This is a genomic window from Fructilactobacillus sp. X2R1C1 (assembly GCF_059901435.1).
Window position 1 is genome coordinate 177393 of sequence record NZ_JBWXUV010000001.1, and the last position, 11613, is coordinate 189005.

Consider the following 11613-nt stretch of genomic DNA (forward strand, 5'->3'; position numbering starts at 1 on the left):
GGGGGAAAGATCTTATGAGAGGGAAAGGAAATAAAAAGCAAAACATTCGTCTAGCATTAAGAGATGATGCTAGAACGCATTACAAAATGTATAAAGCTGGTAAACAATGGATGGTTGCCGGAATTTCACTAATTGGTGGATTACTGGGTGCTAACATTGGAATTGCTTCTGTTTCAGCTAATTCAGTTTCAACAAGTGGCAATAATACTAGTAAAGAAAATAAGGATGCGGATGTTTTACCGAATAAAAACTCCGCAACAATTTCATCAACGTCACAAACCACGTCTTCTGCAGCCGGAAGTCAGGTGGATTCGCAAGCTAAGATTGACCAAATCTCCACTAGTATGAGTGAGGCTTTATCAACGTCTACGTCAGCTTCCATGGCCGCTGCTAATTCCACTAGTGAAAACAAGGTTAGTTCCGATTCTGGTTCGACGACGGCAAACAGTCAGACTAAGAGTAATCAGACTAAGACTGAGAATCAATCCGAACAAAATTCTAACACTACTAAGGCTGTGCCTAGTTCTGACAGTGAAGCAATTAAGGCTGATACTAATGGTAAAACGGCAGGCTCTACTAGCTCAGTTGATTCAACTTCAGCTGCTAGTCAAACGATTAGTGATCAAGTTAAGCCATCAGTCTTACAATCAGGCTCACAGCTTAATAGTGAGTCAACTATTAACAAGGCCTTAGACAACAGTCAGTCAATCACGGCTGCGCCACAGCTTAACAGCGACAGCAGTAGCATTAGTAAGATGAACGATTCTACTAAAGCTAGTGAGACAACTAACCAACAAGATGTTTATAACCAAGTTAAAGCCGTTGTACCAAAAGACGCTACCGTTACCGTTGATTCACAAAACCAAGTCATTAGTGTTGGTTTAGCCAACGGTTTGACACCTAATAATAGTACTTTGGCAGCCCTAAGTACCATTGGTGAAAATAACAACATGTCCGTTAATATCAAGGACTTAAGTGGCAATAAGAATAGCGATGCTAACAGTACTTCAACTTTGGCTGATAACGTTCTGTCTGACAGTGAAAACGTCTTGGCTAACAACAGTGAATCGACTAGCCAAAACGTTTCAACATCAACGTCAGAAAGCAACAGTACTTCCACTAGCCAGATTGACCAACAATCTACTAGTGCCCAAAATTCAACCAATGGGAAGCAACCAGTCGCTAATCCGAACGTGGTCTTAGCATCACAACAAGATACTTCAACTGTTCACGTTTCAACTGCGGCCCAATTATACGATGAAATCGTGAACGGAACCGCTAATAACATCATCATTGATGATGACATTAACTTTGCTGATTTAAAGAACTTTAATAGTGCACAAGAAGTTGTCGTAACGGTCAACAACCCACGTAATTTAAAGATCGGTTCAGCTGCCGGGCACCATTACACGATTGATTTAAGGGGTTACACCTTTAACAACTGGAGTGGCCGAGTTAATAATACTACCGTTGAATATGACAATTTAGACATTTATGGTCAATGTTTCTATGGCTTTATGAGTCAATCAACATCATATATCATTAATAATGTTAATTACACCGGTGCTCAGTTTATTTACGGAAGAAATGGTTCTGGTGGTCCTACTGACGTTACGATCTATGGTAATGTTACCGCTCAGTCGGTTCCTTCCTACACTAATAAATTTTCTAGTACTCCGATTAAAACCGAATCTAACAGTCAACAAGTAATTGAAGCTGGTTCAATTACCTTTGGCGCTAACTCCAATTTCACTGGAACTAGTTATAGTGATAATGTTATCGAATTAAGTAAGGGTGGCAACGTTAATGGCGACGTTACGTTAGAACATGGTGCTACCGTTACCCTAATTCCTAACAATAATGGTGGTTCTAATGAAAACAGTAGAAATGGTACTGTTTATGGGATTACCACCAAGGGTGGCAATATTAATGTTGAAACAGGTGCTACTTTAAATATTATTTTGAATAATAATAATAGCAGTACAACTAGTTCCCAGACTGGAGCCATATATTCCTTTGGTAATACCGCCATTACCGTTAATGGCTCCATGAATATTATTGCTAATGGAAATATTAATCCTGGAAATTCTTCTCAACCAGGTTTGATTTACCTTGGCGATTCTTCTAGTGTCTTGGTTAACAGTGGCGGTAATCTTAACGTTACCTACGATCAATCTGGAAAGACGACTAGTTACCCACAAAGCTTAATTTACTTAAATAATGGTGGCTATGTCACCGTTGAAGATACCGGGAAAATGTCATTGAAGGCAACGGGAAACCAACGAGTTATTCTAGTAAATAATGGCGGATCTGCTGGCACGATTACCATTACTGATCCTGAAAACGTTGTGTTTGATTTAACCCAAAATACTAATACACAGAGTTTAATTGCCAGCAATCGGACTGTCTTTAGTGTTAAAAATGTATCAATGATAATTGGGAATGAATCATTCCCAGACCCAACGAGTTATTTGAACTTCGAAATTGGTACAGATGGTAAAATTGGGAAAGTTGTGCTATACAATGTTAATTTTGATGAAGAAGAAAGAATTGAGGCCGTATTAAACGGTCAAAATCAGCCAAATTACCTTCAATTTGGATCTGGTAACACAGCTACGAGTAATAGTCACAGTACTTCTAATAGTCAATCAACCAGTACAATTGATAGTCACAGTGAAAGTGAAAGTGCTTCTACAAGTCAAGTAGATAGTTTGAGCGACTCAACTAGTGATAGCTTGAGTAAGATTGCTAGTAACAGTGACAGTTTAAGTAATTCTACTAGTAGCAGTGAAAGTGCTTCAGTAAGTGAAAGCGACTCAACAATTGACAGTTTGAGCAACTCTACCAGTAAGAGTGGCAGCGACTCTGTAAGTACAAGCGACAGCCTAAGCAATTCAACTAGTAAGAGTGAATCAATAAGTACAAGTAATAGCTTGAGTGAATCAACTAGTAAGAGTGACTCTGCTTCACTAAGTGACAGTGAATCAACCAGCACTTCAATCAGTGAAAGTGACTCCACTAAGAGTGACTCCATTAGCACAAGTGATAGCTTGAGTAACTCGACAAGCGAAAGCAAATCCACTAGTACTAGCGATGAAAACTCTACAAGTTCGAGCGGTTCCGTAAGTACTAGTGACAGCCAGAGCACTTCTACTAGCAATAGTGATAGCACTTCATTAAGTGATAGTGAATCAACTAGTACTTCAGTGAGTGAAAGCGACTCAACCAAGAGTGACTCATTAAGCACGAGTGAAAGCTTAAGTAACTCGACAAGTAAGAGTGATTCTGTTTCATTGAGTAATAGTGAATCAACCAGTAAGAGCGGCAGTACTTCATTAAGTGGTAGCGAATCAACCAGTACCTCAATGAGTGAAAGCGATTCTACTAAGAGTGACTCAGTAAGTACGAGTGATAGCCAGAGCACTTCTACTAGTAAGAGCGGCAGTACTTCATTAAGTGATAGTGAATCAACTAGTACTTCAGTGAGCGAAAGCGACTCAACCAAGAGTGACTCCATCAGCACGAGCGACAGTTTGAGCAACTCTACTAGTCAGAGCGGCAGTACTTCATCAAGTGATAGTGAATCAACTAGTACTTCAGTGAGCGAAAGCAACTCAACTAAGAGCGATTCATTAAGCACGAGCGATAGCTTGAGTGCTTCTACAAGCAAGAGTGGCAGTACCTCATTAAGCGGCAGTGAGTCAACTAGTACCTCAATGAGTGAAAGTGATTCTACTAAGAGTGATTCAGTAAGTACTAGTGATAGCTTAAGCGAATCCACTAGTAAGAGTGACAGCACTTCATTGAGTGGCAGTGGGTCTACTAGCACTTCAATGAGCGAAAGCGATTCTACTAAGAGTGAATCATTAAGCACGAGTGAAAGCTTAAGTGAATCCACTAGTAAGAGTGGCAGTACTTCATTGAGCGGTAGTGAATCAGCCAGCACCTCAATGAGTGAAAGTAACTCAACCAAGAGTGACTCACTGAGTACCAGTGATAGTCAGAGTACTTCTACTAGCAAGAGTGGCAGCACTTCCTTAAGTGATAGTGAATCAACCAGTACTTCAATGAGTGAAAGCAATTCAACCAAGAGTGATTCCGTAAGTACAAGTGACAGCCAGAGCACTTCTACTAGCAAGAGTGGCAGTACTTCATTAAGCGGCAGTGAGTCAACTAGCACCTCAATGAGCGAAAGCGATTCTACTAAGAGTGAATCAGTAAGTACGAGTGATAGCTTGAGTAACTCTACAAGTAAGAGTGATTCTGTTTCATTGAGTGATAGTGAATCCACAAGCAAGAGTGACTCTGCTTCACTAAGTGGTAGCGAATCAACCAGTACCTCAATGAGCGAAAGTAACTCAACTAAGAGTGAATCTGTAAGCACAAGTGATAGCCAAAGTACTTCTACAAGTAAGAGCGACTCTGTTTCATTGAGTGATAGCGAATCAACCAGTACTTCAATGAGCGAAAGTAACTCCACCAAGAGCGATTCATTAAGTACAAGCGACAGCTTAAGTGCTTCGACTAGTAAGAGCAACAGTACTTCGTTGAGTGGCAGTGAATCTACTAGCACTTCAATGAGTGAAAGTAACTCAACTAAGAGCGATTCATTAAGTACAAGCGACAGCTTAAGTGCTTCAACTAGCAAGAGTGGCAGTACTTCATTAAGTGGCAGTGAATCAAATAGCACTTCAATGAGTGAAAGTAACTCAACTAAGAGTGAATCTGTAAGCACCAGTGATAGCTTAAGCGAATCTACTAGCAAGAGTGATTCTATTTCATTGAGTGGCAGTGAATCTACTAGCACTTCAATGAGTGAAAGTAACTCAACTAAGAGTGAATCTGTAAGCACCAGTGATAGTTTGAGTGAATCTACAAGTAAGAGCGACTCTGTTTCATTGAGTGATAGTGAATCCACTAGTACTAGCGATGAAAACTCCACAAGTAAGAGTGATTCGTTAAGTACTAGCGACAGCCAGAGAACTTCTACAAGCAAGAGTGGCAGCACTTCATTAAGTGACAGTGAATCAACTAGTACTTCAGTGAGCGAAAGCAACTCAACCAAGAGTGATTCATTGAGCACAAGTGAGAGCTTAAGCGAATCAACTAGTAAGAGTGGATCTGTAAGTACTAGTGACAGTTTAAGCACATCCACAAGCAAGAGTGACTCATTAAGTACAAGCGACAGCTTAAGTGCTTCAACTAGCAAGAGTGGCAGTACTTCCTTAAGCGATAGTGAGTCTACTAGCACCTCAATGAGCGAAAGTAACTCCACCAAGAGTGACTCCATCAGCACTAGTGATAGTTTGAGTAACTCAACAAGTAAGAGTGGCAGCACTTCCTTAAGTGACAGTGAATCAACTAGTACTTCAATGAGCAAGAGTGATTCCGTAAGTACTAGTGACAGCTTAAGTAATTCTACAAGTACGAGCGGCAGTACCTCATTGAGTGGTAGTGAGTCAAATAGCACTTCAATGAGTGAAAGCAATTCTGCCAAGAGTGAGTCAGTAAGTACTTCAATGAGCGAAAGCGACTCAACCAAGAGCGATTCATTGAGTACAAGCAATAGTTTAAGCGAATCAACTAGTAAGAGTGAAAGCACTTCTACAAGCGAAAGCAAATCCACTAGTACTAGCGATGAAAACTCCACAAGTAAGAGTGATTCGTTAAGCATGAGCGATAACTTGAGCAACTCAACAAGTAAGAGTGACTCTGTTTCATTGAGTGATAGCCAAAGTGCTTCTACTAGCAAGAGCGGCAGTGAGTCAACTAGCACTTCGATGAGTAACAGTGCTTCGACAAGTACGAGCGATAGCAATAGTGCATCATTGAGTACAAGTGACAGTCAAAGCGTTTCCACGAGTAACAGTGGTAGTGCTTCGTTGAGCACTAGTGACAGTCAAAGTACTTCTACTAGCGATAGTTTCTCAGTAAGTGGTAGTTCATCTACCAGTGATAGCCTGAGAAACTCCATGAGTACTAGTGCCTCACTAAGCACTAGCGACAGTTTGAGCGACTCTACTAGTCAGAGTGGTAGTACTTCGTTGAGTGGTAGTGAATCTACTAGCACTTCAATGAGTAGCAGTACTTCAAATAGTATTAGCGATAGTGCATCATTGAGTACAAGTGACAGTCAAAGCGTTTCCACGAGTAACAGTACTAGTGCTTCGTTGAGCACTAGTGATAGCTTAAGTACTTCTACAAGTGACTCATTGAGTGGCAGTGAATCTACTAGCACTTCAATAAGTAGCAGTACTTCAAATAGTATTAGCGATAGTGCCTCTGTAAGTACGAGTGGTAGTCAGAGCATTTCCACGAGCAATAGTGACAGTGCTTCTGTAAGTACAAGTGACAGTCAGAGTATTTCCACGAGCAATAGTGACAGTGCTTCTGTAAGTACAAGTGACAGTCAGAGTATCTCCATGAGCAACAGTGGTAGTGCATCATTGAGTACAAGTGACAGTCAAAGCATTTCCACGAGCAACAGCGATAGTGCTTCATTGAGTACAAGTGATAGTCAGAGTATTTCAACAAGCAGTAGTGGTAGTGCTTCATTGAGTACTAGCGGCAGTCAGAGCGTTTCAACAAGCAATAGTAACAGCGCTTCAGTAAGTACGAGCGACAGTCAGAGTACTTCGACAAGCAATAGTGGTAGTGCCTCACTAAGTACGAGTGATAGCCAGAGTATCTCCACAAGCAACAGCGATAGTGCCTCTGTAAGTACCAGTGACAGTCAAAGTACTTCCACAAGTGATAGTACAAGTGCTTCGTTGAGTGGTAGTGAATCCACTAGTACTTCAATGAGTAACAGTACTTCAAATAGTATTAGCGATAGCGCATCGTTGAGTACGAGCGACAGTCAGAGCATTTCCACGAGTAATAGTGGTAGTGCATCATTGAGTACGAGTGACAGTCAAAGCGTTTCAACTAGCGACAGCAACAGCGCATCATTGAGTACGAGTGACAGTCAAAGCATTTCCACTAGCAATAGTGGGAGTGCCTCAGTAAGTACTAGCAATAGTCAAAGCGTTTCAACTAGTGATAGCGACAGCGCATCGCTGAGCACTAGTGATAGCTTAAGTACTTCTACTAGCAATAGTGGCAGTGCTTCATTGAGTACGAGTGACAGTCAAAGCGTCTCCGCAAGCAACAGTGGTAGCGCTTCGTTGAGTACAAGTGACAGTCAAAGCGTTTCAACAAGCGATAGCGACAGCGCATCATTAAGTACCAGTGATAGTCAGAGTATTTCCACAAGTAACAGTACTAGCTCTTTATTGAGTACGAGTGACAGTCAGAGTATCTCCACTAGCAACAGTGGTAGTGCTTCTGTAAGTATGAGTGACAGCCAAAGCATTTCCACTAGCAATAGCGACAGTACTTCTGTAAGTACGAGTGGCAGTCAAAGTATCTCTACTAGCAACAGTACCAGTGCTTCATTGAGTACGAGTGACAGTCAAAGCGTTTCAACTAGCGACAACAACAGCGCATCATTAAGTACCAGTGAAAGCCAAAGTATCTCAACTAGCAATAGCAATAGTGCATCATTGAGTATGAGCGATAGTCAGAGTATCTCCACTAGCAATAGTGGTAGTGCTTCATTGAGTACTAGCGACAGCCAGAGCATCTCAACAAGTAACAGTGGTAGTTCATCATTAAGTACAAGCGACAGTCAAAGTATTTCAACAAGCAACAGTACCAGTGCATCATTGAGTACTAGTGGTAGTCAGAGCGTTTCAACAAGTAACAGTGATAGCGCATCATTGAGTACTAGTGATAGTCAGAGTACTTCAACAAGCAATAGTGATAGTGCTTCTGTAAGTACGAGTGACAGTCAAAGCGTTTCTACCAGTAACAGTACTAGCGCTTCATTGAGTACGAGTGACAGTCAGAGTATTTCCACAAGCAATAGTGATAGTGCATCATTGAGTACAAGTGACAGTCAAAGTGTCTCCACAAGTAACAGTGGTAGTGCTTCATTGAGTACGAGTGACAGTCAGAGTATTTCCACGAGCGATAGTGATAGTGCTTCGTTAAGTACGAGTGATAGCCAAAGTATCTCTACAAGCAACAGTGATAGTGCTTCTGTAAGTACTAGCGACAGTGAATCAATTAGTACCAGTAACAGTTCCTCAGTAAGTGGTAGTGAATCTACCAGTGATAGCCTGAGAAACTCGATGAGTACAAGCGCTTCGTTGAGTATGAGTGATAGCTTAAGTAACTCTATTAGCAAGAGTAACTCTACTTCATTGAGTGACAGTGAATCTACTAGCACGTCAATGAGCAACAGTACTTCAAATAGTATTAGCGACAGCGCTTCAGTAAGTACTAGTGATAGTCAGAGTACTTCAACAAGCAATAGTGATAGTGCTTCGACAAGTACGAGCGATAGTCAAAGCATTTCTACAAGCAATAGTGATAGTGCTTCGACAAGTACGAGTGACAGTCAAAGTATTTCAACAAGCAATAGTGATAGTGCTTCTGTAAGTACAAGTGACAGTCAGAGTATTTCAACTAGCGATAGCGCCAGCACATCATTGAGTATCAGCAATAGTCAAAGTATCTCCACTAGCAATAGTATTAGCGCTTCTGTAAGTACTAGTGATAGTGCCTCATTGAGTACTAGTGACAGTGAATCAATTAGTACCAGTAACAGTTCCTCAGTAAGTGGCAGTCAATCTACCAGTGATAGCCTGAGAAACTCCATGAGTACAAGTGGATCAACTAGCGATAGCCTATCAACAAGTGCCAGCACTTCAACTAGTACTTCGATGAGCACAAATCATTCCGAAAGTACCAGTGCTAGTTCATCAGTAAGCGGCAGTCAATCTACCAGTGATAGCTTATCCACTAGTGCCAGTGGTTCGATGAGTACTTCAATGAGCGACAACCATTCTACAAGTACGAGTGCTAGTTCTTCGGTAAGTGGCAGTGCTTCCACAAGTGGTAGCTTAAGCAATTCCACAAGTGTAAGTGGCTCAACCAGTACTAGTGATAGTATTTCTACTAGTGCCAGTGACTCACTAAGTACCAGCACGAGCGGCTCAAGCAGTACTTCAATGAATGACAATCATTCTGCAAGTACGAGTGCCAGTGCTTCATTGAGTAGCAGTCAATCCACCAGTGACAGCTTATCTACTAGTGCGAGTGGTTCGATGAGTACTTCAATGAGTGCAAATCATTCGGCAAGTACCAGCGCCAGTGAATCAACTAGTACCTCAATGAGTGATGTTAACTCAGCAAGTACAAGTGCCAGTTCCTCATTAAGTGGCAGTCAATCGACGAGTGATAGTCTATCTATCCACACTAATGGTTCAACCAGCACTTCGATGAGTGACAACCATTCAACAAATACCTCAGAAGACAACGGTAATGCTACTAATAATCACGGTAACAAGGGTGAAAATACTGCAAAGAAGAATAATAAAGCAGACAAATTACCTCAAACCGGACAAAGTAACAATGACCTAGTAACTGCTGCAGGTGTTATTGAACTCGCAATGGTTGGACTTTGGGGAATTCTTAAGAGACGCAAGAAGAACCAATAAGCAATTTAACTAGATGTTAAAACCATAAAAAGGGTTTTAGTATCTGTTAACATTAAGCGATCAAATTCGAAATGAATTTGGTCGCTTTTTGTGTATGTAAGAAGACTAAAAAAGGGTCCCTGAAGTTTTTAACTTCAAGGACCTTTTATAATTATTTACTTTTGAAAACGTTTGGTTTCATATGCTGAATGACTCTATTATTCATTAACACGTACAGGATTACGATTTGAATCGGGGTTGCGATGATGTTTTTGACAATCCGAATTGGCAGGTAATAGAAAAACGACGTGTTGGACATGATTGAGATCCAGAGGGTGTTGAAAAAGACGTTAATTACTAACGTGACAATTACCATCGTGATCGTCAAGCGCACCCAACCAATTTTTTGGTGGTGATAAAAAGCAAAACTATATATCAGGGCGGCTAACACGGCGGTAAAAGTGTAACCAATGAAAAAGCCGTACCCATTAATAAATGATTGCAGAATATCTAAAATCACTGCCGAGATGGAGGCCCAGAATGGACCAAACCACCATGCGATAAATACAGCGGCAATAAAGCCAAATCCAATCTCCAGATAACTAGTCTGAAACTGAATCTTACCTAAAACAATCTTGATGGCCATCAAGACCGCTAGATAAGTTAGTCCCTTGGTGCTTAAGGGGAGCATCCCCCAATGTTCTAATTCTTTCTTCATACTGACATCTCCTTAGTGGAGCTGCCACCAAAATTGGCATAAATTAAAGTGGCGAATGCGGACCAAGCACCGCAAACTGTTAGTTTTTCGTTCAGCGTTCACATTCCGTTCCGCCGACACTTAACGCGCAAGGTCCTACTCCTAAATTTTTAGAACATTCTAAGTATACTCCTTTTAAGATAATTGTTTTGTTAAATATGGTCAGTCTGGGAATCGAACCCAGATTATCGAAGCCATCGCTGACCTACCATGACTAAGGTAAGAGAAAAAATAAGAAAATTGGTTTGATTAATAAGTAAGTATTAATCAAAGGTCCCTTTCCGATTAGTTCTCTTTGGAATTAACTACCTATGTATGATTTCTATTTATAAAAGCCCCGCCAGAGGAATGTACAAATCATATATATTAAAGATCGTAATTAAACTTTTAAAATTTAAACATAATAAGTAGTTAAGTGCAGAGGGAAGAATCGAACTCCCGTTGTTAAAAGTTACCAGACTCCGCAATAATTTATTCATCTAAGATACTAACAGGAACCAATTATTAATTGAGATCATATGTAAAAATAATACATTATTTTAAAAGAAAATTAAACGTACTTTTAGTTCATAATGAGGTACTATGAACCGTAAGAAAAAGACTAGTGCCCGTCTGTAGGCGCTAGTCTCTGGAAATTAAATTGTGATTACAAAATTAAATTATTGAAAACTGATGATTTTAAAATCGTCGTCATCGGCAAAAATTTCAAAGTTAAAGACCTGACCTAAATCGTAATGTTCGACGTGATAGGCAACGTTGTCGTCAATGGCGTTTTCAAGTTTGGAAAGATTAAGCGCAGAGATAAAACTGAGCGCATACTCTACTAACATGATTGGGTTGTCGATTAGGTCGTGGAACTGGCTCTCGTCGTCTGAGACCGTGGTGATGTTTCCTGAAAACTCGTCACCGATGGTGTTGACTCCGTTGTAGCACTTTTGTTTGAAGAATTGGTTGCGGATAAATCCTAGTCGGTTGGCCTCATCACGGTCTTTGACTTGGTCGGTTTGGACCTGGAAGTTATCATCTGTTTTGTTTAGTTGACTGTGATTTGGCACAAAGTCCCAAATTGAGCGTTTGTCTTTGAAGTTTGGGGTGACGTTGTATGGATTTAAGCGGATGATTTCATGATCGTTAAGTTCGCATACTGGTAGCGATGAGTACAGGCTTTCTTTTTGTTGCTTCTTGATATAGGCATCCTGATACATCAAGACGAGATCGATCACGTACTGGGCGTCCCTTAGTTCGTTTAGTTTCATGGTATTCCTCCTTTCTGTGCCATTCAATATAGCAGGATTAGACCGTGAAAGTCTAACATATTGTTTATAAATTAAC

The 11613-nt window shown here is 40.7% G+C and carries 3 protein-coding genes and 1 riboswitch; of the genes, 1 reads left to right on the forward strand and 2 read right to left on the reverse strand.

Annotation, left to right across the window (positions count from 1 at the left end):
• Positions 1-14: 14 nt before the first annotated feature.
• Entirely contained in the window at positions 15-9545 is a 9531-nt protein-coding gene (locus AC6UDG_RS00815) for a KxYKxGKxW signal peptide domain-containing protein (protein WP_500706123.1), read from the forward strand.
• A gap of 151 nt (positions 9546-9696) precedes the next feature.
• Here the strand turns inward: AC6UDG_RS00815 and AC6UDG_RS00820 are convergent, their stop codons facing one another.
• The gene (locus AC6UDG_RS00820; protein WP_500696001.1) at positions 9697-10242 is read right to left on the reverse strand and encodes a folate family ECF transporter S component; all 546 of its coding nucleotides are present in this window, start codon (positions 10240-10242) and stop codon (positions 9697-9699) included.
• 47 nt (positions 10243-10289) lie between these two features.
• A riboswitch (THF riboswitch) is annotated at positions 10290-10387 on the reverse strand.
• A 553-nt stretch (positions 10388-10940) separates the two neighbouring features.
• On the reverse strand, positions 10941-11537 hold the full coding sequence (locus AC6UDG_RS00825) for a hypothetical protein (protein WP_500694593.1): 597 nt from the start codon (positions 11535-11537) through the stop codon (positions 10941-10943).
• Between the last annotated feature and the right edge of the window lie 76 nt (positions 11538-11613).